The sequence below is a fragment of the Nitratiruptor sp. YY09-18 genome (assembly GCF_016593235.1).
Classification (GTDB): Bacteria; Campylobacterota; Campylobacteria; order Campylobacterales; family Nitratiruptoraceae; genus Nitratiruptor.
Genome location: NZ_AP023065.1, coordinates 1,220,426 through 1,244,095, shown reverse-complemented (window position 1 = coordinate 1,244,095; position 23,670 = coordinate 1,220,426). Strand labels below are relative to the sequence as shown.

General features: G+C 39.8%; 27 protein-coding genes and 1 pseudogene. 14 read left to right on the top strand and 14 right to left on the bottom strand.

Annotated elements, in window-relative coordinates:
• Positions 1-25 precede the first annotated feature (25 nt).
• Positions 26-391 (bottom strand): c-type cytochrome, encoded by a 366-nt coding sequence (locus tag JG734_RS06690; RefSeq protein ID WP_201332515.1) that lies wholly within the window; start codon positions 389-391, stop codon positions 26-28.
• Between the two features lie 134 nt (positions 392-525).
• Between JG734_RS06690 and JG734_RS06685 the strand changes: the two genes are divergently transcribed.
• From JG734_RS06685 to JG734_RS06670, 4 genes are read left to right on the top strand one after another with little or no spacing between them, the layout of a single operon-like run.
• Complete coding sequence (locus JG734_RS06685; RefSeq protein WP_236586823.1) at positions 526-1,134, top strand: molecular chaperone; 609 nt, start codon at positions 526-528, stop codon at positions 1,132-1,134.
• Positions 1,131-2,195, top strand: coding sequence for a 4Fe-4S dicluster domain-containing protein (locus JG734_RS06680; protein WP_201332514.1), 1,065 nt, complete (start codon positions 1,131-1,133; stop codon positions 2,193-2,195). The genes JG734_RS06685 and JG734_RS06680 overlap by 4 nt, the downstream gene beginning before the upstream one ends.
• Complete coding sequence (locus JG734_RS06675; protein ID WP_201332513.1) at positions 2,192-2,551, top strand: hypothetical protein; 360 nt, start codon at positions 2,192-2,194, stop codon at positions 2,549-2,551. Before JG734_RS06680 ends, JG734_RS06675 begins: the two co-directional genes overlap by 4 nt.
• A 3-nt stretch (positions 2,552-2,554) precedes the next feature.
• A complete protein-coding gene (locus JG734_RS06670; RefSeq protein WP_201332512.1) occupies positions 2,555-3,019 on the top strand; it encodes a hypothetical protein in 465 nt (154 codons plus the stop codon).
• Positions 3,020-3,028: 9 nt separating this feature from the next.
• Here JG734_RS06670 and JG734_RS06665 read toward each other — a convergent pair whose 3' ends face one another.
• Genes JG734_RS06665 through JG734_RS06645 form a run of 5 tightly spaced genes read right to left on the bottom strand, consistent with a single transcriptional unit; the run spans position 3,029 to position 7,307 of the window.
• Positions 3,029-3,646, bottom strand: coding sequence for a hypothetical protein (locus JG734_RS06665; RefSeq protein ID WP_201332511.1), 618 nt, complete (start codon positions 3,644-3,646; stop codon positions 3,029-3,031).
• Positions 3,647-3,666: 20 nt separating this feature from the next.
• A complete protein-coding gene (locus JG734_RS06660) occupies positions 3,667-4,125 on the bottom strand; it encodes a phosphatidylglycerophosphatase A (protein ID WP_201332510.1) in 459 nt (152 codons plus the stop codon).
• A gap of 8 nt (positions 4,126-4,133) precedes the next feature.
• On the bottom strand, positions 4,134-5,321 hold the full coding sequence (locus JG734_RS06655; RefSeq protein ID WP_201332509.1) for a sulfate adenylyltransferase: 1,188 nt from the start codon (positions 5,319-5,321) through the stop codon (positions 4,134-4,136).
• Complete coding sequence (locus tag JG734_RS06650; protein ID WP_201332508.1) at positions 5,299-6,189, bottom strand: response regulator; 891 nt, start codon at positions 6,187-6,189, stop codon at positions 5,299-5,301. Before JG734_RS06650 ends, JG734_RS06655 begins: the two co-directional genes overlap by 23 nt.
• Positions 6,186-7,307, bottom strand: a complete 1,122-nt coding sequence (locus tag JG734_RS06645) for a bifunctional 2-C-methyl-D-erythritol 4-phosphate cytidylyltransferase/2-C-methyl-D-erythritol 2,4-cyclodiphosphate synthase (RefSeq protein WP_201332507.1) — start codon at positions 7,305-7,307, stop codon at positions 6,186-6,188. The genes JG734_RS06650 and JG734_RS06645 overlap by 4 nt, the downstream gene beginning before the upstream one ends.
• Positions 7,308-7,424: 117 nt before the next feature.
• On the opposite strand from JG734_RS06645, the gene thiC reads away from it, so the two are divergent.
• From thiC to JG734_RS06630, 3 genes are all read left to right on the top strand, one after another.
• Positions 7,425-8,759 carry a phosphomethylpyrimidine synthase ThiC gene (gene thiC, locus JG734_RS06640; protein ID WP_201332506.1) on the top strand — a complete coding sequence of 445 codons (1,335 nt, stop codon included), beginning with the start codon at positions 7,425-7,427 and terminating at the stop codon, positions 8,757-8,759.
• Between the two features lie 105 nt (positions 8,760-8,864).
• On the top strand, positions 8,865-10,031 hold the full coding sequence (locus tag JG734_RS06635; protein WP_201332505.1) for an Mrp/NBP35 family ATP-binding protein: 1,167 nt from the start codon (positions 8,865-8,867) through the stop codon (positions 10,029-10,031).
• Positions 10,032-10,088: 57 nt separating this feature from the next.
• Complete coding sequence (locus tag JG734_RS06630; protein ID WP_201332504.1) at positions 10,089-10,898, top strand: ParA family protein; 810 nt, start codon at positions 10,089-10,091, stop codon at positions 10,896-10,898.
• On the opposite strand, the gene JG734_RS06625 is transcribed toward JG734_RS06630, so the two are convergent.
• From JG734_RS06625 to JG734_RS06595, 8 genes and pseudogenes are all read right to left on the bottom strand, one after another.
• Positions 10,891-12,336 carry a PAS domain-containing methyl-accepting chemotaxis protein gene (locus JG734_RS06625; protein ID WP_201332503.1) on the bottom strand — a complete coding sequence of 482 codons (1,446 nt, stop codon included), beginning with the start codon at positions 12,334-12,336 and terminating at the stop codon, positions 10,891-10,893. The two genes, JG734_RS06630 and JG734_RS06625, sit on opposite strands and share 8 nt — an antisense overlap.
• 9 nt (positions 12,337-12,345) lie before the next feature.
• Positions 12,346-12,762, bottom strand: a complete 417-nt coding sequence (locus JG734_RS09540; RefSeq protein ID WP_370583636.1) for a CZB domain-containing protein — start codon at positions 12,760-12,762, stop codon at positions 12,346-12,348.
• 129 nt (positions 12,763-12,891) lie between these two features.
• Positions 12,892-13,401: pseudogene (locus JG734_RS09535) on the bottom strand (methyl-accepting chemotaxis protein); the annotation flags it as partial.
• 261 nt (positions 13,402-13,662) lie between these two features.
• The gene (locus JG734_RS06615) at positions 13,663-14,061 is read right to left on the bottom strand and encodes a chemotaxis response regulator CheY (protein WP_201332501.1); all 399 of its coding nucleotides are present in this window, start codon (positions 14,059-14,061) and stop codon (positions 13,663-13,665) included.
• 12 nt (positions 14,062-14,073) lie between these two features.
• Entirely contained in the window at positions 14,074-15,033 is a 960-nt protein-coding gene (locus tag JG734_RS06610; RefSeq protein WP_201332500.1) for a chemotaxis protein, read from the bottom strand.
• 9 nt (positions 15,034-15,042) lie between these two features.
• Positions 15,043-15,552 carry a chemotaxis protein CheW gene (locus JG734_RS06605; protein WP_201332499.1) on the bottom strand — a complete coding sequence of 170 codons (510 nt, stop codon included), beginning with the start codon at positions 15,550-15,552 and terminating at the stop codon, positions 15,043-15,045.
• The gene (locus tag JG734_RS06600) at positions 15,549-17,603 is read right to left on the bottom strand and encodes a chemotaxis protein CheA (RefSeq protein ID WP_201332498.1); all 2,055 of its coding nucleotides are present in this window, start codon (positions 17,601-17,603) and stop codon (positions 15,549-15,551) included. The genes JG734_RS06605 and JG734_RS06600 overlap by 4 nt, the downstream gene beginning before the upstream one ends.
• A 3-nt stretch (positions 17,604-17,606) precedes the next feature.
• Positions 17,607-17,951 (bottom strand): hypothetical protein, encoded by a 345-nt coding sequence (locus JG734_RS06595; RefSeq protein ID WP_201332497.1) that lies wholly within the window; start codon positions 17,949-17,951, stop codon positions 17,607-17,609.
• A 101-nt stretch (positions 17,952-18,052) separates the two neighbouring features.
• Here JG734_RS06595 and fliG point away from each other — a divergent pair, with 101 nt between their 5' ends.
• The 7 genes from fliG to JG734_RS06560 all read left to right on the top strand — a co-directional run bounded on the left by fliG (position 18,053) and on the right by JG734_RS06560 (position 23,667).
• Positions 18,053-19,075, top strand: a complete 1,023-nt coding sequence (gene fliG / locus JG734_RS06590) for a flagellar motor switch protein FliG (RefSeq protein WP_201332496.1) — start codon at positions 18,053-18,055, stop codon at positions 19,073-19,075.
• Positions 19,076-19,176: 101 nt separating this feature from the next.
• Entirely contained in the window at positions 19,177-20,142 is a 966-nt protein-coding gene (locus tag JG734_RS06585; RefSeq protein ID WP_201332495.1) for a flagellar motor switch protein FliM, read from the top strand.
• Positions 20,135-20,611, top strand: coding sequence for a flagellar motor switch protein FliN (fliN, locus tag JG734_RS06580; RefSeq protein ID WP_236586822.1), 477 nt, complete (start codon positions 20,135-20,137; stop codon positions 20,609-20,611). The genes JG734_RS06585 and fliN overlap by 8 nt, the downstream gene beginning before the upstream one ends.
• Positions 20,612-20,619: 8 nt before the next feature.
• Positions 20,620-21,336, top strand: coding sequence for a flagellar hook-basal body protein (locus JG734_RS06575; RefSeq protein WP_201332494.1), 717 nt, complete (start codon positions 20,620-20,622; stop codon positions 21,334-21,336).
• Between the two features lie 9 nt (positions 21,337-21,345).
• Positions 21,346-22,146 carry a flagellar basal-body rod protein FlgG gene (gene flgG / locus JG734_RS06570; protein WP_201332493.1) on the top strand — a complete coding sequence of 267 codons (801 nt, stop codon included), beginning with the start codon at positions 21,346-21,348 and terminating at the stop codon, positions 22,144-22,146.
• Positions 22,147-22,159: 13 nt separating this feature from the next.
• Positions 22,160-23,035 (top strand): flagellar basal body P-ring formation chaperone FlgA, encoded by an 876-nt coding sequence (flgA, locus tag JG734_RS06565; RefSeq protein WP_201332492.1) that lies wholly within the window; start codon positions 22,160-22,162, stop codon positions 23,033-23,035.
• Complete coding sequence (locus tag JG734_RS06560) at positions 22,993-23,667, top strand: flagellar basal body L-ring protein FlgH (protein ID WP_236586821.1); 675 nt, start codon at positions 22,993-22,995, stop codon at positions 23,665-23,667. Before flgA ends, JG734_RS06560 begins: the two co-directional genes overlap by 43 nt.
• The last annotated feature ends 3 nt before the right edge of the window (positions 23,668-23,670 follow it).

Genomic DNA, 23,670 nt, shown 5'->3' with positions numbered 1-23,670 from the left:
GATGCGCCTTTGGCGCATCAATATTTTAACTTCCGCTACTATCTCCTATTTCAAACTCTTGAAAATATCTCTCGCTACTCTCATGATCTTTATATAATGTAGAGAGATATTTGGCAATTGCTTCTATCTCTTCAGTGCTGAGTTTTTGAGCAAATGGCTGCATGGTTCCAGCTCTATTGGAGTGGATTGTTCCTTTTTTATATTCTAGGAGCCTGTTTTTTAAGTAGGCTTCAGGTTTGCCTGCAAGTGGAGGATAGTCACCCATACCCTGTGCATTGACACCATGGCATCCATAGCAGCCATATTTGCTAAAAAGAGCTGCACCATCAAGGTTGTTTTGAGCATAGAGAAAAGATGCAGTTATTATTCCAATAAGAATGAACTTTTTCATCGATAAACCTCCTAAGATAATAGATAGTATAAAATAATTAAGCCTAGAATAAAAGAGGTGGAGTATAATTTTGATTACATAAACTGAATGATAGAAAAATAAAGATAAATAATACTTTATAAAAAGGATTTGTATTGACCCAGCAGCGAAGTGCCATGTATGGTCTGATTTCAAGAATCTTCATAGCAGAGATGGATGAGCATACTCTCTCACTCCTTGAAAAACTCCCAAATGCCCAAGAGCTCTTTCCAAACTACTTTGAGTGGGATGAGAGACAAAAGCGAAGTCGCTATAAACTGATCAATGAAATATTGAATGTGGATTTTGCAGATATTGCAGTATTGCATCTCATTCCATATGAGACCTTCTATACAACAGAAGAGGGGATGATTGAGAGTGGTGGAGCAAATCCCGTGTTGCAAGTCTATAACGACTATGGTTTTCGCGTCAACTATGAAAAAGCAAGAGTTGTAAGTCCTGATCATATCGGCGTGGAGCTTGAATTCATGAAGCTTTTAGTTGATGCGCAGCAGCGCGCTGAAGAGGAGGGGGATGAAGAGGCAGCGACTAGGCTCAAAGTCGAGCAGAAGAGATTTTTGCAAGAGCATCTGTTGCAGTTTGCTCCAATGTACCTCATCAATGTAGCTGAGCAGGCGAGAACTCCTTTTTATAAAGATGCAGCAGCACTAGCTACAGAGTTTTTGCTAGAAGATTATGAGTATCTTGTGCAGGAGCAGGTGTGATACAACTCAATCCAGCCTCTTGTGTTCGCTACTATGCTAAATCGAGCGAATGCAACAAATGTGAAGTTATCTGTCCTACTGAGGCTATTAAAGTAGCCGAGAGCGCAGTCAATATCTATCAAAATGAGTGTATAGAGTGTGGTGCGTGTATGGGCGTATGTCCTACAGAAGCGCTGAGCCTCAATAATTTTGATGTGACCGAGTTTTTCTTCGATTTTATCAAGAGTGACGAGAGTGTAATTTCATGCAAAAGCAACTTCTTGTGCCTTGCAGCACTCAGTGTTGATCATCTTCTATCTTTGGCTCTTGTGAAAGATTTTGTTTTGGATATTGGACATTGCGCTACATGCGATATCAAAGAGCGATGTTTTGTACAGATTGAATCAAATATTGCTGAAGCCAATTATGTACTTAGCACTATCAGTGACAAAGAGATTCAAGCCCAAAAGATTGGCGTTACAAAAGAGGATCAGCCAAACAGACGTGAGTTTTTCAATATATTTACCCTCAAAGGTGCTGCTACACTCCATAAACAGGTCAAAGAGGAGATAGAAGCACTTGAAAATCCAGAAATTGGTCTGAGCTCTTCGCACATTCAAGCAATACGTCAAAAAAATATACCTAACAAGCGCAAACTTCTCTTTACTATCCTCAAGCGGATGGAAAAACCTGCAGAGTATAAATATTTAGAGAATGAATATCTCTCGTTTACTTCAGATAAAGTGGTTGATGAAAGTTGCGATAACTGCTCTATTTGCTATAGAGTGTGTCCTACCCAGGCGCTCAGTAGCGATAAGAGATTCTCTACTATCTATTTTGATCCACTTTTGTGTGTCAAGTGTCACTTGTGTCATGATGTGTGTGAAAAGGGTAGTATTCAAATTACAGAGTATTTTGATACAAAAGAGTTCTTTGAACCTGAGCAGAAGGTTTTGAAAAAGTTCAAAGTGATTCGCTGTATCGATTGTGGCAATCCATTTACCTATTTTAGTGGCGAGCAGGTTTGTCCTCGCTGCAAAATCGAAGAGGAAGAGGCAAAATCTTTATGGGGGATCGAATGAATCCAAGTGATATTCATGGGAAAAAACTCATCGCAGTAGCAGGAAAAGACTGCTTTGGGAAACAGTTTATCAGTACAGTAAACAAAGAGATAGCTGATCGCAATCTCATGATGATCGGTATCAACATCAATGAAGAGGATTTTGGATTTTTTATCAATAACCTTCCTCAATCCAAAGTAGAAGTGACCATTTTCATGCCAGAGTATCAGAAGATGGCTGCAGAGCATTTCAATCAAGAGGGTGTGGTGCTCATGAGTATCAAACATGACGATACTCTTGAGCTCATTACCTCTTCTTATGTAACTCCGATTGATGATATAAAACTACTAGAACTGACACAAAATATAAAAGGGTAGAGAATGGATATAAATTTTGATGATCTCAAGAAAGACTTTGATGCACTCAAAGCTGTCAAAGAGATAAAAGAGGAGCAGTGCGAGATAGCTTGTGAAAGTGAAGCCGAAGCTGAAGGGTTCATCGAGTCGATCCAAAAAAATATGCTTGCTCCTGTGAAGTGTGGCGTCTACTTTAGCAGGCTCGATATCAAAGTGATTGGTCTTCGCATGGGTGAAGATGTGATGGTGCGTGAGCGCAAGAGGATGCTGCGCGATATTTTGCGCTCAATTACAGGAAAAGAGAGTTTTCAGGCGTTCATCGATGCGGTGGATATGACAGCACAAGAGAAGATAAGCGTCTATGAAAAACTCCAAGAGATATTTCTAAGAAGCTGTGAATTTTTTGAGCCAAATATCAAAAAGTACGAAAAATTCAAAAAACTTCTCAACGCTATCAAAGAGGATATTGAAGAGGCAGAGCAGGAGTGACCTGCTCATTTACATTGGTAATTGGGGAAATGCTGGAGCACTGCAGCTAAGAGCAGCGCGCAAAGGTATAGCAGCTTTTGCGCCACTTCCAAAATCAATAAGCTTCATAACAGTTTTTCCATGCTCTTTTGCTAGTACAATGCCGAAAGGTACTTCTGAGCTTACCCACACTTCACTCTCTCTATTTTTAAATATAGCTACTTTGATCTTTTTCCCGTTTGGGAGAGTATATGTAGTAAACTTTATATTTGGTTTTTGGGGGCTATACTCTTTTGGAGTAGTTGTGTGGTACCCAGAGCCCTTGTTTACATGCATAGCACCTATCATCTCTTCACTCATGCACATGATACCTTGAGGAGTTTTTGTGATAACCTTTTGGATTGCTCTATCATTTCCCACTGCACTCCAATATTGTGTCACTACACCATTGGCTTCCGTCTCTACTATATTGACTTTGAGTCCCTTATATTTTGTAGTTCCCAAAAACTTTGTTGTCATTACAAATTTACCCTGATCTGTATAGATCTCATACTTGGCCCAATCGCCCTTTGATAGTTTCATAAAGCCTGTATAGCTACTTGCAAAAAGAGCGAGAGAACTAAGGAAAATGATCAGTAGTTTTTTCATCATATACCTCCTTTTTTCAATTATACAACATAGTGCATAAAAGCTACATAGATAACTCCTGCACAAAGCCCAGCTAATACTCCAGCCAATAGATCATCTGCCATCACCCCAAATCCGCCTGGCAACTTATCGAGTTTGCCTATATATGAAGGCTTTTTGATATCAAAAAAGCGAAAGAAGAAAAATGCAAGAGCTATCCAGATCGGATTTGTAGATGGGAGGATAGAAATAGCTAGCCAAATACCTGCAATCTCATCGATAACGATTGATGGATCATCATGGATGCCTGTTTGCTGCTCAAATTTATCGATCTCTTTGATAGCAATGATAGTAGTGAGAATGACGAGATAGAAGAGAGTAGATTGAGGCAAAAAGAGAAGTATCACCCATGCTAGTAATGCGCCAAAGAGTGTCCCCCAAGTGCCAGGTGCTTTTGGTAAAAGCCCGCTATAGCAGCCTGTCAGAAAGCATCTTCGCATCGTTATCCTTATGTGAGTGAAGTGGTCTGGTAAAGTTTCATAAGTTCTATATAAAAATCTCTCTCGTTATGCTTAACCATGAGTCCTGGATTTGGGATGAGGTCTGCAAAGAGTTTTTCGAGATTTTTAAATCGATTTGGAAAGAGTTCACTTAAAATAATTGCACTAATCTCTTTACGCACCAATACTGCAGGTGGCAAAATCCCAAGCTCGAGGAGTTCGAGAATTGAGTCAGCATGATATGAAATATGATGGTGAGAGCCGTGAGGACAGGTGTTGGTACTCACAAGCGTCTTGCACTCATCGCAGTAGACAAATTCGCTCACTGTTTGTATATCTATTGAGATACCTTTGAGGTCATCGAAAATACTCTTTACGCTGTTTTTGTCATAGTAAAGACCCAAACCTGCATGATTTTTCCCAACTACCAAGCGGTTACAGCCAAAGTTTTGCGCAACAATTGCATCGAGGATAAGTTCATTAAAACCAGCAAAGATATAGGTGTTTTCAAGCGGGACTATAAGTACACGGTTTTTAGGAAGATAGTTTTTGACAAAATATTCCAATGTTTGATAACGCAGCTCGTACGAGAACTTCTCATTTACATAGGGTTTGAGCAAAAAAAGAACAACAAGATCGTTCTCTTCTAGGGTGAGGCGAATAAGTCTCTCATGGGCTCTATGTAAAGGTTTGGCTGCAAGCATGATCGCAGCTGTGTTTTTGGCCTTGAGTTCACGTTTTTTTGCTTGTACGAGCTCTTTTGCTTTTTTAATATCCCCAAACTCCACATGAAACTTTCCACTTATTGCATAATTGCCAAGTCTTTGAAGTGTTGTAGCAATACCTGGGTGGGAAGTATCTGATGTTCCGTAGATATTTTTAAGTCTCTCAAGGGGATCAATTGTAAAAACCTCTTCAGTTTCGACTTCACCAACTTTTATATTGTTTTCATAAAGATCTACTATTTCGCCTGGCTTGAGAGATTGGAGTATTTCTTGATTCTTTTTACCGCTGGGAGCAAGGATAAAGGAGAAAGGGAAAGATTTGCCTCTATACTCTTTGGTGCTATCAACCTCTTTAGCTTCTTTGGAATTCATGAGTTTATCGACTGGACTCAAAAGACCCTCTTGGACCAAAGCGAGAGTCGCAAGGGCTTCACGGTCTATAAAAAGTCTATTTCTTTTTGAAGATTTCATACTTTTTCCTTTTTTCCCACAGACTCTTGCGCGAAATACCTAGCTTTTTGGAAAGAACAGTATCAGGAAATTTGTTTTGATAATTGATTATGATATATTTGACATACTCATCAATCGTTAAAATATCATTTCTATCAAAGACTTTATTGTCACTGCGCAGCTCCAAGATTTTATATGGAATCTCCTCTTCAATGTTGTCTGTAGTCGAAACAATTGCTCTTTTATCTTTAATTATCTCTAAAAAGTGCGCTCTTTCACTCTTTTTAAGTGTTTGGAAATCTGTGATGTAGAGAAGTTGTGAATTTTTTTCACTTTTTAGTCTATTTATCGCTCTTTTGTCTGCAAGGGAGTAGAAGTGAAATGGCTCTTGAAGTAGTTCACTGAGACTAAAAGCGTAATAGTCAGCAAATTTTTGATAATTTGTTTTGATAAAGAGTGGAAACTGCTCTTTTATAGAGATGTCTTGCGGTTGGAAATCTTTGAATGTATGGCGTACATACTCTTTGTAAGCGCGGTTTTCTTGCTGCAGTTTTTCATGCTCGATGAAGTGTTTGATCTTGCGAATAAGCTCTTCTATCATGAATGGCTTGAGGATATAGTCGTTTGCTCCCTTTTGCAAAGGTTCTGAAACGGTATCTTGTGAGATATATGAAACAAGCAAGATAATGATTTTATCTTTATACTTTTCAATAACAGGGAGAAACTCCTGCCCGTTTATGTTGGTAGAGAGCAAGACTATGTCATACTCTCCATCTTGTGTAGCATCCTGGATACTGGCTGCAATTTCACAGCTAAAGCCCTGTTCACTCAGTTTTGAGGAAATACTTTGTGCAAGATATATCTCATTTTCAACTATGAGTACTCTCATGCTCTACTCCAATCATAGTAATTTAGTGTAGCTACTGCTTGAGCTGCTATGCCCTCTTTGCGGCCTATAAAGCCCAGTTTTTCAGTAGTAGTGGCTTTGATATTGACTCTGTGCTTTGGAATATGCAAGAGTGTGGCAATATTTTGCTGCATTGTTTGTTTGAAATCTAGCAGTTTTGGTGCTTGTGCCATAATTGTAAGATCTACGTGCTCTATAACAAATCCGCATTTTTGCAAAAGCTCCACACACTCTTGCAGTAAAATCTTGGAGTCAATATCTTTATATTTTTCGTCACTATCTGGAAAAATTTCTCCAATATCTCCAAAACCAGCAGCACCCATGAGGGCATCAATGAGCGCATGGAGAGCCACATCAGCATCTGAGTGACCAAGAAGCCCCTTTTCATAAGGCACTTCAACGCCGCAAAGCATAAGTGGACGCCCAGTGCAAAAGGCATGCACATCAAAGCCCAATCCAGTGCGTGGTATCTGCAGAGGTGGTTTGAGGCACTCAAGGAACGCTAGATCTTCTTTGTTGGTGAGCTTTCTATGCTTTGGACTTCCCTCTATGTATACAACTTTTCCTCCGAGTGCCTTTATGGCGCTACTTTCATCTGTATACTCTATACCTTGCGAGAGTGCTTGGCGCAGAGTCTTTGTGTGTGAGAGCTGAGGGGTTTGGATAAGCTTTACTTCATTGCGGTCTATTGTTTCATTTCTATACACAATTGTATCTACCGGCTTTATATAAGGGACTATGCAAGCTCCTTCATCTTTGTGTGCTATCACTCTTTGGACTACATCCTTTTGTATGCATACACGGGCAATATCACTGATGAGCACATATTCACTCTCTACAAATTTTAAAGCATTGAGGATAGACTCTTGGCGACTTTTGCCACCTTGGACTATAATGGCGTTGCTATATTTTTCATAGAGGTTCTTCTCTTTTGGGTGTGCTGTGAGTATTGTTTTGGTAAATGCGGCAAAAGATGTAAATCTGCGTAACACATAGAGCCAGAGGGGCTCATCCTCTATCCATAGCCACTGCTTCTTGCAAGGAAGTTCAAAGCGTGAGGATTCACCAGCACTAAGTAACACCAATGTAATATCAGACAAAACTTATCCTTTTTCCCTGAATGTTACAAAATTATACATTACGAAAGCTTTTTTTTATCTTTTTTAAGTAATATTTTGAGAAACCACCCCAAGCTATATGCTTTGAAGGAGTCGAATATGAGAAAAGAGTGGGTAGAAAAGAGAAAGAATGATCCTGTTAAAACGCAGATGTATTATGCAAAGCAAGGCATTATTACTGAAGAGATGGAATATGTGGCAAATATAGAGGGGCTTGAGCCAGAGACTGTACGTAAAGAAGTGGCACGAGGACGTATGATCATCCCTGCGAATGTTAATCATGTGCACCAAAAACCTATGGCTATTGGTCTAGCGGCAAAGTGTAAAATCAATGCAAATATAGGTAGCAGTGCTTTAGCTAGTGATATAGAAGGCGAGGTAGAGAAAGTGAAGGTGTGCCAAAAATATGGCGCTGATACTATTATGGATCTCTCTACTGGTGGTGATCTTGATGCGATCAGACAAGAGGTTATCAAAAATGCCGAAGTTCCTATCGGAACGGTTCCGATCTATCAGATTTTACACGATTGTAATAATAAAATAGAAGATCTTACAATTGATAAGATGCTAGAAGTTATAGAGCGTCAGGCACAACAAGGTGTGAGTTACTTCACTATCCATGCTGGATTTTTGCTCCGCTTCATGCCACTTGTAGCCAAAAGAAAGATGGGTATCGTTTCACGGGGTGGGAGCTTAATGGCAGCTTGGATGATGCACTACCACAAAGAGAATCCGTTCTATACAGCTTTTGATGAAATTCTAGATATTTGTCGTCAATATGATGTGAGTCTCTCACTTGGAGATAGTTTGCGTCCTGGATGTCTTGCAGATGCGAGTGATGATGCACAGCTTGAAGAGCTCAAAGTTCTAGGTGAGCTTACACTCAAGGCATGGGATAAAGATGTGCAAGTTATGATTGAAGGGCCAGGTCACGTACCAATGAATCAGATCGAGCGCAATATCAAAATTGAGCGCGACTACTGCCATGAAGCGCCATTTTATGTCCTTGGACCACTTGTTACTGATATTGCAGCTGGATATGACCATATTGGAAGTGCAATAGGCGCAGCAATGGCTGGATGGTATGGAGCAAGTATGCTCTGCTACGTTACTCCAAAAGAGCACCTTGGACTTCCAAATGCCCAGGATGTACGAGAAGGAATCATTGCATATAAAATTGCTGCGCATGCAGCTGACATTGCACGCGGGCGAAAGGGTGCGAGAGATGTAGATGATGCGATGAGTGATGCAAGGTATCATTTTGATTGGAATAAGCAGTTTGAGCTTGCCCTCGATCCAGACAAAGCTCGCGAATATCATGATGAGACGCTCCCGCAAGATGTCTTCAAAGAGGCAGAATTTTGCTCTATGTGTGGACCAAAATTTTGTAGCTACAAAATCACCCAAACAATCCTCGAAGAGCACGGAGCATAAGCTCTGTGCATAAATAAAATTCCCCCAATTACCTCAAAAATTAATTTCAATTAAAGTTAAATAAGATAAAATTTATCCGAATTATATGATTAAAGGAGCAGTGTTATGCTAAATGAAGCAAAAGTAAAAGAGGTTTTAAGCACTGTTGCATATCCTGGTTTTACCAAAGATATAGTGACATTTGGTTTTGTAAAAGCGGTAGAAGTGAGTGGTGATAGAGTATTTGTAGAACTCGATATCACTTCAAGTGCTCCAGAAGTGGCACAGCAGCTGCGTGATGAGATCACAAAAAAGCTCGAACTTGAAGGTGCAAAAGAGGTTGTTGTCAATATTCATCAGCCAAAAATGCCAAGGGAGACATCAAGCAGAGGTAAAAACCTTGCGCCACAAGTGAAAAACTTCGTGATGGTAAGTAGTGGTAAAGGTGGTGTTGGTAAATCAACTACTACAGTAAACCTTGCAATTGCTACAGCGATGCAGGGCAAAAAGGTAGGAATTCTTGATGCCGATATCTATGGACCAAATATCCCGCGTATGATGGGGATTCTTGGTGTCCAGCCAGAGGTTGTGGGCAATAAAGTTAAACCTATTGAGACAAAGTATGGTGTAGAAGTGATGAGTATGGGTGTACTCATGGAAGAGGGGCAGTCACTTATCTGGCGTGGTGCAATGGTTATGAAAGCGATCGAACAGTTCTTGCGTGATATTTTGTGGAGCGATCTTGATGTACTCTTTATCGATATGCCTCCAGGAACAGGTGATGCACAGCTGACACTCGCACAAAGCGTTCCAGTTACAGCTGGTGTGACAGTCACTACTCCACAGATGGTAAGCCTCGATGATAGCAGACGCAGCCTTGATATGTTCAAAAAACTCCATATTCCAATCGCTGGAATTGTGGAGAACATGAGTGGATTTATCTGTCCAAATTGTAGTACTGAGAGTGATATTTTCGGTAAAGGGACTGCGCACGATGTAGCTCTAGAGTATGGAACAAGTGTACTGGGTGAAATACCTATTGAGCCAGCAATTAGAGAGGGTGGAGATGAAGGGAAACCTGTGGTCTTTTATCATCCTGAGAGTGAAACATCAAAACGCTACCACCAAGCAGCCAATAAGCTCTGGCATTTCATAGAAAAAGTGAATGAAGAGGGTGGAGCAAGCAACGAAGCTATCCAGCCTACAACTCCTCCAGGAGTGAGCGCATGCTCAACAAGCGGCAACAACCAAGGCGGAGGTCACAGCGAGGGCGGATGTGGATGTAGCCACTAAGCGGGGAGATTCCTCGCTTTTGGTATAATTACCTCAAAAAGCATCCACGAGGTAATTATGCAAAAAATCTATAAAGTAGCTGTCATCAACACAAAAGGTGGTGTAGGAAAAAGCACCATCAGTATGCAGCTCATTGCTCCCTATCTCTACCAAAAATCGCAAAATCCTGTATCTTTTTTTGAATTTGACGATGAGAATGAGGATAGTATCTCTTTTGAAAAGAGTAAACTTGTCTGGCTAGAGCGTATCGGCGTAGCTGGGCAGGATCTACGTGAAGAGCTGCGAGATATTTTGCTGCTAGAGAACAATATCGTCATGGATATTGGAGCAAATAAGACAGCAGTTTATATCATGGATGCTTTGGTAGATAGCGGCATGATCTATGCACTCGATGCAGTTGTTATTCCCCTCATGGATGGTGAACTTGATGCTACCAGTGCACTCAATATCTATCAGCGCATGAAAAATGCAAATCCAGATATCAAGACTATCTTTGCTCTCAATCGTTGGAATGAGACAAGAGAGCTCGAATCGCAATTTGATATCTTCTTAGGCGATAAGTATGGCTTTTTTGATACCAAGGGCCTCATCAATTATGTGGATGAGAAAGATCGCAACTATCTCGTGCTAGCTGATAGTGATGCGATCAAGTATTCAAGAGCATTTGGGCTTACACTTTGGGAGTTTGCAAAAGAGCCGATGGATATAGACAAAGAGCTCAAAGATGCTATTGCCAAAGGTGCAAGCAAAGATGAGATAAAGCGCCTTAGCTTCAAAAAATCTCTCAAAACTGATTGCGAAAAGTATAGCGAGCGTGTGCTCAAGCCGGCTTTTGCCAAGCTTGATGAGGTATTAGAAGTTAGCTAACTTTTTGGAAAATATCAGCATACTGCTTTTGCAGTTTTGCGATCTTTTGCTGCGCTACATCGGTGATAAGGTTGACTGTGAGGTTCTCTTCATTTGCACTTGTAATGCTCACTTCTAAATTGATAATCTCTTGCTTTGCTGCTTCAATGAGCTTAAGCATTTGTGAAAAGATAATAGTAAAACCACCACCTTCCTCTTTGGTATGTGCTGATTCAATAAGACCGTTTATATGAATGAAATCAAGTCTGTTGATGAGCACATTGAGCTCTTGGATATTGTAAAACATTGAGCGCAGCTGACTTTTTGATGCATAGACATTTTTAGAAAGATTTTGTGCATATGATATGAGCAAGTTAAAAAGACTAGTGATATTATTGACTACCTCCTCTTTCTTCTCATTGCTAACATTGGTATGAGAGAGGTTTGTAATCATCTCTTTGATGAAAAAATTTATCATCTCAATAATGAGTTTGGATGTGAGGATATTAAATCCTATATCTTCGATATCTTTTTTGGTATCTTCAATGATTTCACTTAGCTGTATGATCTTTCTCTCACATAGCTCTGCATTTTTGCGCATCTCATGCGAGAGAGTTGAGAAACTCACTCCCTCTTTCTTGACTTTGTAGCTCTCTATAGAGGCATTGAGAGAGAGCAAGCGGATATCTTCGGCAAGTTCATAGATGAACTTACTCTTTTTATTGAGCTCATCATTGAGATTCAAGAAGAGATTGACCTTGCTAAAAATCTCATTGAAGTAGCGATTGATGCGGAAGAAGATAGTCTGGAGATTACAAAGAAGATCGATAAATTCTATATTTTCTTCATTCACCTTAGTCAAATCAACTTGGCAGTTTTGTACACTCTTATTGGCCAAGATCTTTTCACGACTCAAGATCTCTTGGAAAAATGCATGCTTTGCAAAATCGTCATATCTCTCAAAGCCTAGCTCTTTGAGGCGTTTACCAAGTAGTTCTAGTGTTGCATCTATATCGTTTTTGAGTTCATGCTCTAAGAGTTCTTTGTAAAGAGGCGGGATTATTTCAAAGAGTTTTGAGGAGGGTTTGAGTCGTAAAGAAATATAACTTTTGATATTGCCCTCTTTGTCAATTACCGGATAGACTGCGGCTAAAACCCAGTAGTAAGATCCATCTTTGGCCATATTCTTCACATAGCCTATAAAAGGTTTACCCTGTTGTATAGTATCCCACAAAGCTTTGAATATTGCTCGCGGCATATCTGGATGACGAATGACATTGTGCGGTTTTCTTATAAGCTCTTCAAAATCAAATTTTGAGACTCTTTGGAAAACATCATTACTTGTAAGTATTATCCCTTTTGGATCAGTAATAGAGAAAAAGAGCTCATGAAGCTCAAAAGGTGATTCACTATTTTTGGGCTCTATTCCTCTTTTGTTATAGATGCTTTTATAAATCATAGTTAGCCTTTAATCAAGCTCTTTTGATGCAATGATTGCATAGATTTTTGTAAGCTCTTTGACAAGTTCACTTGCCGTATCTGCGAGCTCATGGAATTTGTCAAAAACTTCATCCATTCTGTTTTCTTTCTTGAGTCTTACAAGTTCATGGGCCAGATTGTGAATATCTTTATGGATATCTTCGGTACCCTCCAAAATTGCTATCACTTCATCACCATAAGGACGAAGCTCTTTAAAAGCTTCACCAGAGTAGAACCATTTACCATAGTCACATGAAGTAAAATCTTTAAGGGTGATATCTTGATAGCCTTCAACAACTTTTGCTACATTTGTAATATAGATCGAGTGAGCTTCAATTGCATTGAGCACTTTTGTTACAGCCTCATCTTTTTGATATGCAGCACAGCTATCGATTCCCTCTTTCATATAATCAATAGTAGAGAGTATCCTCAAACCTGTGACATTGGCAAGCTCTTGTGTTTGTTTGAGGTCTTCGTTGAGTTTTTGAATCTCTTGACTAAATGTGTAGATATGTTCTTTTTGCTTATTTGTATGATCGATCTGCCTTTTAATGAGATTTGTCACGTTGTCACTATTTTGCTTGATTTTATGGAAAGTTTTAAGAACACCACTGGCTCCCTCAGCACTATCTTCTACAATAGTTTTAGCGTTATTGACAACTTTTGAGGTGTTGTCCATTTCATCCATTACTGAAATTGTCACTTCGCGTATCTCACTTGCGCTCTTACTTGTTTTTTCAGCTAGTTTACGCACTTCATCTGCAACAACAGCAAAGCCTCTTCCCACTTCTCCAGCTCTTGCTGCTTCGATGGCAGCATTGAGAGCGAGGAGGTTTGTCTGCTCAGTAATTTCTAGTATAACATTGAGGACATGATCGATCCCACTGATTTTACGTTTGAGCTCCTCTGTAGTTTTTGTGAGGTTATCCATCGCCTTGACTGAATCGAGGATATCACGGTTTGTTTTATTGAGAATTGTCTCACCATTATCTATCTCGTTGGTAGTCTCTTTCTGTGCTTTTTCAATTTCAGCAATACTTTGCATAATAGTATCTGTAATTTTGAGACTCTCATCACTTGTTTTTGTGATCTTGCCAAAAGATTCATTGAAATTTGCAAAACGGTTTTTGAAGCGATAGATGCCGGTTTTGACAAGAGCTGCGTTGAAAATACCTTCGGCAAGTTTCTCACCACTTATTATCCAGCGCTCTTTATCTTTTTTTATGAGGGCATCCTTTTCTTTTTGGCAAGCTTTGAGTGCATCTTCGCAAGGGATACTGTTCTCTTTTTTACTCATTGTTGACTCCTATTTTTTTGATTTAGCGCTAAAAATTGCTTCTATTTTGTTTTTGACATTTTCTGGCGTAAATGGTTTGACAATATAGTTATTGACTCCACTTTTGAGAGCGAGAATGATATTCTCTTTTTTTGCTTCTGCTGTCACCATCATTATCGGTATATGTTTGAGATTTGGGTCTTTGCGAATCTCTTGAACAAGTTCAATACCTGTGAGGTTTGGCATATTCCAGTCAGTTATGACAAAGTCAAACTTTTGACTTCTGAGTTTTTGCAGTGCAACCATACCATCTTCAGCCTCTTCTAGATTTGTAAATCCCATCTCTTTGAGGAGGTTTTTGAGAATGCGTCTGATCATGGGTGCATCATCGACTATCAAAATTTTTATATTTCTCTCGGGTAATGCCATTGAATCTTCCTCCTATTTCTTTATCGCATACTCTCTTACAATATGTAAGAGATCTTTTGTGTCAAATTTTACAAGGTGTGCATCTGCATTGACAAAGCGTGTCTTATCTACTGTTGCTTTATCTGAGAGTGATGTGTTGATAACAATTGGGATTTTAGAAAATACAGGATGCTCTTTGACCTTTTTGGTAAATGTGAGACCATCCATACCAGGCATCTCTATATCGCTAATAATTAGCTGCAATTTATCTGTTATATCTACTCCCTCTTGCTCTGCTTGCTGCGCCAAGCTCTCAAGATATTCCAATCCTTCGATTCCACTCTCTACCTCATAGACTTTATGTCCATCTTTTTCCAAGATCTTACGTATGATCTTGCGTGCAACTGGACTATCATCTAAAATTAAGATATTGTAAGATTTTTCACTCTTCGCATACTCCTCTTTATCTTCTACGTTGAAGACTTTGATCATTCCAAGCTCATCTAGAATTCCTTCAAAATCAAGAAGCAGTAGGAGTTGTCCATCTTCTATCTCAATAACTCCTACTACTTTGCCGCCAAGCTTTTCATCGATACTTGCAGGAGGTTTTTTGATATCGGCCCATTTTATACGGCGAATCCTCTTTGCTTCATGAACAAGAACTCCTATGACTTCACGCAAAAATTCCATCACTATGACATACTTATCGCTTTTTTGCTGCGGTACCTTTATTTTCATCCATTTAGCAAGGTTCACGATAGGGATAACCTCTTCACGGATTTTTGCGAGTCCTTCAACTTCTGGTGGCATACCAGGTGAGCGAAAAATATTACTGGGTCTTTGTATTACCTCTTTGACTTTCGCAACATTTACACCAAGCACCCACTCGTAAATCGTGCCATCTTCGAGCTCTTCATACATACGAAAGTCAATAACCTCAAGCTCGTTTGCTCCAGTTTCTAAAATCTTTGGCAAGTACTCTTTTTTTCTCATAGCAAACCTCTATTCCTCTTTCTCTTCATCATTATAGAAGAGCTTATCAATATCAAGAAGGATAAGGAGATTTTTGTTTCCTATCTCTTCATGAGTCACTATTACACCAATAATATATTGCGAATCGATACCGATAGAGTTAATAGGTGCAGGCTGAATATCCTCTTCTTGAATTGTAATTGCACCTACAACTTTATCAATAACGAGACCCACATGTCCCATCTCTGAATCAATTATGAGAATGAGATCTTGTTCATTGATATCATCTGCATGAGGGAGATTGAGCATTTTCTTGACATTGACAACAGGCACAATGTTTCCCCGCAGATTCATTACACCCAAGATATGCTCTGATGTTTTTGGTACAGGGGTGATTTCTAGCTTTTTAGTGATTTTGATGATGTTTTTAATATCTATACCAATAAGCTCATTGTTGAGCAAAAATGCAATGACGCGATTCTCTTCCTTGATACTCTCTTCAGGAAGTTCGCTGAGTCCCAAAACTTCAATATCTTTCATGAAACGACTCCTATAAGATCGTTACGCTTTGTATCTATGAGTGATTTAATATCCAAAATGAGTACCACTTTCCCATCTCCTGTAATAGTAGCACCTGCTATTCCTTTTACCTCTTTGAGCATATCTCCAAGAGGTTTGATGACAATCTCCTCTTCACCGTAGAGATTATCAACTGCTATAGCGATATGTTTCTCGCCAATATTGATTATGATGACAAACTTGTTTTCGTTTTCGCTCTCGATATCGAAGAGTTCATTGAGATGGAAGAAGAGATAGACATCGTCTCTAAGCATCAAGGATTTGTATGTTCCTACATCTTTGATATCTTGGGGGCGATATTTTATAATCTCTACAACGCTAAAAAGCGGTATTGCGAAGATTCGATCATTGACTCCTACCATAAGTGTGCGGATAATTGCTACAGTAAGTGGCAATTTCATCGTGATTTTTGTCCCTTTGCCAAGTTTACTATCGATCTCTATATCGCCGCGGAGGGCATGGATAGTATTTGCAACTACATCCATACCAACACCACGACCACTCAGATCACTCACCTCGCTTGCAGTGCTAAATCCAGGCAAAAAGATAAGCTCAAATACCTCTTTGTCACTCATCTGCTCAGCTTGCTCAGGTTTGATGAGTCCTTTTTCTATTGCTTTTTGTTTGACCTTCTCTGGGTCTATTCCGCGACCATCATCTTCTATACTCACAATAATTCTATCACCCTCTTGCAAAGCTGAGAGGATTATAGTGCCATATTCGGGTTTACCTTTGGCTACACGATCCTGGGGTGGCTCAATTCCATGATCTATGGAGTTGCGCACAAGGTGAATGAGTGGGTCTTCTAGCTGATTGAGTATACTTCTATCGATCTCTGTATCTTCACCTTCGAGCTCGAGATTGATCTTTTTGCCAACCTTTTTTGCCAAATCTCTTACAATGCGCGGGAATTTGCTAAAAATACGCTTCACTGGCTGCATGCGTAGCTTCATGACCACTTCTTGCAGATCAGATACACTCCTGCTCATACCCGCTATCGCTTCATTAAGCTCTTCGATGGCTTCGAGATCACCGCAGTTTGTACGAAACCGTGAAGTGAGTTTGACGATACGGTTACGATCAAGAACAAGCTCTCCTACGAGATTCATGAGTGTGGAGATACGATCGATATCGATGCGAATCGTCTCAGTCTCCTCTTTTTTCTTTACAGGTTGCTGTGCTGGTTTTGGAGCCGCTTTTTGCACAGCTACAGGTTCAGGAGCTTTTTGCGGCTTGGGAGCAGGCTTAGGCTCTTCTTTTTGAGCTTCTTTTTTCGGTTTTGGCCTCTTTTCTAGTACCAAATCATCTATATCTTTACCTTGGGAGATAAGTTCATCGAGCTTGAGAATGAGATCCATATCCCGCTCTTCAGGTGGAAGGAGGATAAGCTCATCGAGAATTTGGCTCATATTTTTATTTGGATACTTTTTGATAAGTTCAGCTACAGCAGGATCTACATCATCTTTGAATATGATCTCAAAATCGCTATCCTCTTCCTTGGGGCTTTCGTTTTGCATTTCTTCATGATTGCCTTGCGCAGAAGCATCATTTTGTTGCTCAATTGCTGATTGTTCATCTCTTTTTGGTTGCTCTTGTGTTTCGGGAAGTTTGTCTTCTAAAAGATCGTGAAGCTTTTGCATTATATCACTGATATCTTCAGGGTCTGGTATCTCATGCGTCTCTTGGAGTGAACGTAGAGAGTTTTTAAGTATATCGATCCCCTCCAAGATGATATCCATCTTATTAGAATCGAGTTGCATCTGATCATTGCGCAGTTTATCAAAGATACTCTCAATCACGTGGGCAAGGTTTATAATACTCTCGAGTCCTAAAAATCCAGCTCCACCTTTGAGTGTATGAATTCCTCGAAAGATCTGGTTGAGGAGATCTTTGTTTGTAGGGTCGTTCTCTAGTTCGATGAGCTCTTGGTCGAGATTTTCTAAAATCTCTTCAGCCTCCTGTATAAACTCTTCGAGAATCTCTTGCATATCTTCAGTGATATTAATATGCATGCATTATCCTTTGTACTCATTAAAAAGTGCGTCTACATCATCTTGGTCTACTTCATTTTCCCAGGCAAACTGATCGAGAAACTGGCTATCGCTTTGCAGTGCTACCTCTTTATCGATCATTGCCAAAAAAGAGGCAACTTTATCAAGACGCTGCGTAATAATATCTTGCATCTGTAAAGCAGCAACAGCATCTAGAATCTCATTTTTCGTCTTTTCATCCGCAATATTTTCGAGTTTTTGGAGTGTTGCAAAAATAGTGTTTGCACACTGGTTTAACTCCTCTTTGCTTGTTCTTAGATGTGTTGCGGCAATTTCAAGGTTTTTGTTCTCAAAATCGTGCTTCTCCATGGATAACCCTTTTGTGGTTTTAAGCATTATCGGAAATTGTAGTTGATTTTTGCGTATCAAAATAATAAAATAGATTAATTTAAAAATTGAGGGAATTATTTATGGCGCAAAATGAAACAGCAAATATTCCAGGAATAAAAAAAGCAGCGATTTTGGTTTCATCTTTGCCTGAAGATGTAACAGTAGAGATTTTTAAGAGTTTAAAAGAGCATGAGATAGAAAGACTTATCAAAACTATCCTCTCACTTGAACCGCCCAACAAAGATATAGTCAAAGGTGTACTTGAAGATGCGTATGCTCATCTCAAAGATATTTCACCTCTCAAAATTGCTCCAGATCATTTACGATCCATACTCAAAAAAGCCTTACCTGAAGAAATGCTTCAAAAGCTTTTAGAACAAACTTTTGATGAGCAAGAGGGTAAAGAGATCTTCAAAGAGCTTGAGAAGCTCGATGCGAAAATGGTAGCCAATATTATCAAAGATGAACATCCGCAGGTTATTGCCCTCATTCTTTCACAACTCAAGCCATCAAAAGCTGCCGAGATTTTGCAGTATATCCCAAAACGAGTCGGTGTGACAAATGTAAGAGAAGAGGTTATCAAGCGTATTGCATCGATTGAGAAGATCTCTTCACAAACGCTCAAAGTTGTAGCATCAACACTTGAAGAGGAGCTTCTTACCATCGGTGCTGGTAACGAGGAGAGCCTTAGTGGTATTGATGTGGCAGCTGAAATAGTCAATGCTCTTCCAAAAGAGGTGCAAGTAGAACTTCTTGAAGAGGTACGCAAAGAGGATGAGATTTTGGCTGACAATATAGAAGAGCGTATGTTTAAATTTGAAGATATTGTCAAACTTGATAATCGCGCGATCATTGAGATCCTCAAAAATGTTGACAAAAACGACCTTATGCTTGCTCTCAAAGGTGCTCCGCAAGAGATCTTGGATAAATTCCTCTCCAATATGTCCAAGCGTGCAGCTGAGATGTTCTTAGAGGATATGGAAGTACTTGGACCTGTGAAAAAGAGCGATGTAGAAAAGGCGCAGAAAAAGGTCATAGAAGAGATCAAAAATCTTATCAACAAGGGAGTTATCGATTTCGGCAGCGGAGAGGAGTATCTTTAAGAGTAACAATAAGCAAAAATTTTTTAAAAATTTTAAAAAAACATTGCATATCTGCAGCTTTTACATTATAATAAGAACAAATGTTAATATAGAGGTTGGATATGTCTGAACAAGAGTTCTTATCTCAAGAAGAGATCGACGCTCTCCTTGGTGACGATACTGCACCACAAGAGCAAGAGACTACTTCAGATCTCCAGCCTTTCGATTTTAGTCAACTAGAATCGATCAAAAAGGGAGGCCTTCCTGGTCTGGATTTGATCTTTGAACGCTGGGTGAAAGTGTTTAGAGATGAGATCCGCAAAATTATGCCAAAAATCAATATGGTCTCCAAAGAGAGCATCTATATCACCCGTTTTAATACTTTTATGTTCAAAATCCCTATGCCATCAAGCTACACCCTCTTTACCATGAAGCCTCTCAAAGATACAGCTTTGCTCGTTGTCGATTCCCGCTTGGTCTTTACAATCATTAGTGTCATGTTTGGAGGCCCTGCAAAACCTTTTAAAGTTGAGGGACGAGAATTTACAAAGCTTGAGACCTATGTGATAAAAGATTTTATCGATTTGGCACTGCAGACTTTCGAAGATACTTTCAGCAATGTCTATCAGATCCAGATCGAGAAGAAGAGCACAGAGCTCAATCCTGCATTAGCCAAGATTACAAGCGGGAATGAGAAGGTTGTTATCAGTGAGGCGATCATCGATATCGATGGATTTGAGGCACCTATATACTTTTGTTTCCCGCAAGGGATGTTTTTGCCAATTAAAGATGTGATCTATAGTGAGTTTTCAGGGGAGGTTGATGAAGTCTGGAAAGAAAAACTCGCACAGCTTGTGAATGAGACAGATGTGACTGTTGCACTTGAGCTAGCAAAAAAAACCTACTTTATGAAAGAGATCATTGAGTGGGAAGTAGGTTCAGAGTTAATGCTCGATGTGAGCAAAGAGGATCCTGTGAAACTCATAGTAGGAGATAAAGAGAAGTTTATCTGTAGGCTTGGAAAAGTTCGTGACAAATATGCTGCACTTCTCAAGCAAGAAGTGGTAAAGGAAGATGAAGATGAGTGAAGAGCAAAAAGATCTCAGTCCTGACGAGTTGATGGCACAGCAGTTTGGTGATCTCGCCAATGAGGATGAAGAGAAGAGCGAGGAGGCAAGTGTCTCTAATGAAGAGAGTACAAATCCAGATGAGCTCATGGCACAGCAGTTTGCGCAAGAGAGCTACAGCACAGATAATGGAAGTGACCAGTTTGGCAACTACGAAAAGAGCGAAAACTCCAAGCTCTCAATGCTTTTAGATATTCCACTTGAAATCACTGTAGAGATTGGATCGACTACGATGCCTATAGAGGATATCCTCAAGCTTAATCCAAACAGCATCATAGAACTTGATCGCTATATCAATGAGCCAATAGATCTCAAAGTCAACGGCAGAGTCATTGCAAAAGGGGAACTTTATACTGTCAAGAACAATTTTGGTATACGTATTACGCATATCATCACCCCTGAAGATAGATTAAAAATTTTGGATATGTGAGGTAGATAATGGCATTACAACTTCAAGCAATGTATGTACTAGCAACTGGAGGCTCTAGGGCTATGGAGAAGCTCGATGAGACCACGAACAACTTGGCAAATGTCAATACTGAAGGTTTTAAGAAAGTGCTCATCAAAGAGATGAGTCAAAGACTTACCGAAAACAGTGGTGATGCCAACCACCTCTTTGTATTTCCACGCTTTGAGCGCTCACTCGTTGATCTTGAACAAGGAGCCTTAAAAGAGACTAAAAGAGCTCTTGATGTTGCTCTTGATGGTAAAGGATTTTTGGTCGTTGCAAACAATAATGCGCAGCTCTTGACACGAAGTGGGCACCTCTTTTTGACTCCAAATGGAGAGCTTATCGATCGCAATGGCAATGCAGTGTTGAGCACGCAAAATAAACCAATCATACTCGATCCCCAAAAGGATCTCCAAATTGCAAAAGATGGCAAGATATATCAAGATGGTGAAGAGGTAGCTCAGCTACGTCTTGTAGATACAAGCGATGTAGAGCCTGTTGGAGATACTTATTACAGAGCCAAAACTGCACTTACAAGTGCAAATGCCAAAATAGAGCAAGGATATCTTGAGCAAAGCAATGTCAATCCAATGCTGGAGATAACCTCACTCATAGAAGCACAGCGAAGATTTGAGATATACAGTAATATTATTAAAAATCTTGACCAGCTCACACAAAAAACCAATGAAATAGGCAAGGCGTAAGGAGAGGAAATGATTAGAGCACTTTGGACTTCGGCATCTGGAATGAGTGCACAGCAGACAAATCTTGATGTTGTATCACATAATATTGCAAATGTAAATACCGTAGGCTTCAAAGAGAGTAGAGCAAATTTTGAAGATCTCATCTATCAAAATGTTAAAGACCCAGGTGTCGTGAGCGCTGATGGTAATAGAGTCCCTTCAGGTATTCAAATAGGCTTGGGTGTGCGAGTAAGTGATGTAAGCAAGGTTTTCTCGCAAGGAAGCATCAAGACGACACAAAGAGATCTCGATGTTGCGATAGAGGGGAGGGGCTTTTTCAAAATTGAACTGCCAGATGGCGGTGAAGCCTATACAAGAGCGGGAAATTTCCAAATTGACCCTGAAGGGTATCTTGTCACACCAGAAGGGTATAAGCTCATTCCAAATATTCAAATCAACTCTCCTGAAACCCTTGTCAGCCTCTCGATAAGCCCTAATGGTAAAGTAACAGCTGTACGCAATGAGGGAGGTGAGCAGACCGTTGAAGAGCTTGGAGATATCAAACTCTATCGCTTTATTAACCCTTCGGGACTCAAAGCTTTGGGACAAAATCTCTTCATAGAGACTGATGGAAGCGGTGAAGCTGTTGAGGGTGATCCGAATACTGATGGATTTGGAAAGCTTGCGCAAGGATTTTTGGAAAGTTCAAATGTCAATATTGTAGAAGAGATGGTGAATTTGATAGTTGCGCAAAGAGCGTATGAGATGAATTCAAAAGGAATAACAACTGCAGATGAGATGCTCCGTACTGTGGCAAATCTCAAGTCGTAAGATTTGGATATTGATGCTAATAGCTCTATCGCTTATGGGTGATACGAAGGTGGTATTAAAAGAGAGTATAGTTGTAAAAAAAGATATTCACCTTTTTGATATCGCTACCATTGAGAGTGATGATATTAGAGTAAAAGAGTATTTAGCAAACTTACCTATAGGCCATACAGCAACTGCGGACGGAAAAATAAGTAAAAGTGAAGTAGTGTCTACTTTGGCTGAGTCTCTCATCAATCCCGCTAAAGTTCATATAGTTGGGGATGCTGTGAGCATCATTGCTGCCTCACCCCTTACAAAAGAGCAATTGGTAAGAATGGTAGAAGAGTATGTGAAGCAGCACTATAAAGATGTTACAATAAAGCGTATTCATGTCACTCTTGATAAGCCTGTGCAAAACTGGCGCATAAAAATAACTCCTTCAAGCCAATCTTTTAGCCATATCTATTTAAATATAGATATTTACACCGATAATAAGAAATTGCTTACAAAAAGAGCGAGCGTAACGATAGAGCGCTATGGCAAGGCATATGTGGCTTTGCACGATATCCCTCGAGGCTCTCCTATAACTGCGCAAGATGTAGAGGCTAAAAGAGTGCGTCTGACAAATTCTGCTATCACACTGCCAAAAAGTGTAGTGGGATCTCTTGCTGCAACCAACATAAAAGCTGGCCGCATCATCAAATCTTCTATGATCAAACCAGACTATCCAGTCAAAAGGCATAAAAATGTCAAGATTATATATGAGCGTGGGCCTATCCAAATAGAGCTTCTTGGTTTGGCGCTTCAAGATGGTGCTATTGGTGAAATAGTGAAAGTCAAAAATCTCTCATCCAATAAGGTTATACAATGCAAGGTTTTAAAACCTGGTGTAGTGCAATTTGTCTATTGATGCTCTTTAGTGGATGTGTACAAAAGGAGTATAAAGCACCAAAGCCACCGACTATTGCACAAGAACAGATACAAAAACCAAAATATAAAGCACCAGGATCGCTCTATAATGGCTATGATAATCTCTTTAGCGATGCAAAAGCCTATAATGTAGGGGATATTATTACAATTGTTGTTAATGAAAATATCAAAGGTGCAGGAACTACCAATACAAAAAGCACAAGAAGCAACTCCATGGATCTCTCTTTTCCAGCACCTACTGTTATGGATAAAAAACTGCCAAAGAAAGAGACTCTCTTTGGCCTCAAGCAATCTTCTACTAACACCTTCAAGGGACAGGGAGGTACCAATCGTAGCGCCAAACTCTTAGCAAAAATTACTGCACGAGTGGTCAAAGTCTATCCAAATGGCAATCTCTATATCGTTGGGAAAAAGTATGTAACGATCAATAACGACACGCAATATATAAAGATTTCAGGGATTGTCAACCCACAATATGTCAATGCTGACAATACGATCGATTCATCAAAAGTTGCAGATATGTATGTAGAGTATAACGGAAAAGGGTTTATGAATACCACCCAGCGACCTGGCTGGCTGGCACAAATATTGATGAAAATATGGCCATTTTAGAGA

Coding starts and splice junctions, on each gene's coding strand:
- flgG (WP_201332493.1), top strand. CDS start 21,346: ATGATTAGAGCACTTTGGACTTCGGCATCTGGAATGAGTGCACAGCAG.
- JG734_RS06595 (WP_201332497.1), bottom strand. CDS start 17,951: ATGGAGAAGCACGATTTTGAGAACAAAAACCTTGAAATTGCCGCAACA.
- JG734_RS06675 (WP_201332513.1), top strand. CDS start 2,192: ATGAATCCAAGTGATATTCATGGGAAAAAACTCATCGCAGTAGCAGGA.
- JG734_RS06560 (WP_236586821.1), top strand. CDS start 22,993: ATGCAAGGTTTTAAAACCTGGTGTAGTGCAATTTGTCTATTGATGCTC.
- JG734_RS06650 (WP_201332508.1), bottom strand. CDS start 6,189: ATGAGAGTACTCATAGTTGAAAATGAGATATATCTTGCACAAAGTATT.
- JG734_RS06665 (WP_201332511.1), bottom strand. CDS start 3,646: ATGAAAAAACTACTGATCATTTTCCTTAGTTCTCTCGCTCTTTTTGCA.
- JG734_RS06630 (WP_201332504.1), top strand. CDS start 10,089: ATGCAAAAAATCTATAAAGTAGCTGTCATCAACACAAAAGGTGGTGTA.
- JG734_RS06610 (WP_201332500.1), bottom strand. CDS start 15,033: ATGAGAAAAAAAGAGTACTTGCCAAAGATTTTAGAAACTGGAGCAAAC.
- JG734_RS06585 (WP_201332495.1), top strand. CDS start 19,177: ATGTCTGAACAAGAGTTCTTATCTCAAGAAGAGATCGACGCTCTCCTT.
- JG734_RS06655 (WP_201332509.1), bottom strand. CDS start 5,321: ATGAAATCTTCAAAAAGAAATAGACTTTTTATAGACCGTGAAGCCCTT.
- JG734_RS06605 (WP_201332499.1), bottom strand. CDS start 15,552: ATGAAAGATATTGAAGTTTTGGGACTCAGCGAACTTCCTGAAGAGAGT.
- JG734_RS06690 (WP_201332515.1), bottom strand. CDS start 391: ATGAAAAAGTTCATTCTTATTGGAATAATAACTGCATCTTTTCTCTAT.
- fliN (WP_236586822.1), top strand. CDS start 20,135: ATGAGTGAAGAGCAAAAAGATCTCAGTCCTGACGAGTTGATGGCACAG.
- JG734_RS06600 (WP_201332498.1), bottom strand. CDS start 17,603: ATGCATATTAATATCACTGAAGATATGCAAGAGATTCTCGAAGAGTTT.
- flgA (WP_201332492.1), top strand. CDS start 22,160: ATGCTAATAGCTCTATCGCTTATGGGTGATACGAAGGTGGTATTAAAA.
- JG734_RS06615 (WP_201332501.1), bottom strand. CDS start 14,061: ATGGCATTACCCGAGAGAAATATAAAAATTTTGATAGTCGATGATGCA.
- thiC (WP_201332506.1), top strand. CDS start 7,425: ATGAGAAAAGAGTGGGTAGAAAAGAGAAAGAATGATCCTGTTAAAACG.
- JG734_RS06660 (WP_201332510.1), bottom strand. CDS start 4,125: ATGCGAAGATGCTTTCTGACAGGCTGCTATAGCGGGCTTTTACCAAAA.
- JG734_RS06635 (WP_201332505.1), top strand. CDS start 8,865: ATGCTAAATGAAGCAAAAGTAAAAGAGGTTTTAAGCACTGTTGCATAT.
- fliG (WP_201332496.1), top strand. CDS start 18,053: ATGGCGCAAAATGAAACAGCAAATATTCCAGGAATAAAAAAAGCAGCG.
- JG734_RS09540 (WP_370583636.1), bottom strand. CDS start 12,762: ATGAAAGAGGGAATCGATAGCTGTGCTGCATATCAAAAAGATGAGGCT.
- JG734_RS06670 (WP_201332512.1), top strand. CDS start 2,555: ATGGATATAAATTTTGATGATCTCAAGAAAGACTTTGATGCACTCAAA.
- JG734_RS06575 (WP_201332494.1), top strand. CDS start 20,620: ATGGCATTACAACTTCAAGCAATGTATGTACTAGCAACTGGAGGCTCT.
- JG734_RS06625 (WP_201332503.1), bottom strand. CDS start 12,336: ATGATTTATAAAAGCATCTATAACAAAAGAGGAATAGAGCCCAAAAAT.